Origin of the sequence: Paenibacillus sp. J31TS4, from assembly GCF_018403265.1 — a bacterium.
GTDB lineage: Bacteria > Bacillota > Bacilli > Paenibacillales > NBRC-103111 > J31TS4.
This window is the reverse complement of sequence record NZ_BOSI01000056.1, coordinates 1-243: the sequence shown is the minus strand read 5'-3', so window position 1 is coordinate 243 and position 243 is coordinate 1. Positions and strand designations below refer to the sequence as shown.

The following is a 243-nucleotide window of genomic DNA, read 5'->3' as shown; positions in this document are numbered from 1 at the left end:
GTTTCGCTGCCCGTTGTACCGGCCATTGTAGTACGTGTGTAGCCCAGGTCATAAGGGGCATGATGATTTGACGTCATCCCCACCTTCCTCCGGTTTGTCACCGGCAGTCATCTCAGAGTGCCCAACTGAATGCTGGCAACTAAGATCAAGGGTTGCGCTCGTTGCGGGACTTAACCCAACATCTCACGACACGAGCTGACGACAACCATGCACCACCTGTCTCCCCTGTCCCGAAGGAAAGGC

At 55.6% G+C, this 243-nt stretch carries 1 rRNA gene; it reads right to left on the bottom strand.

Annotation, left to right across the window (positions count from 1 at the left end):
- Nucleotides 1–243: ribosomal RNA gene (locus KJS47_RS23955) — 16S ribosomal RNA — on the bottom strand; the annotation flags it as partial.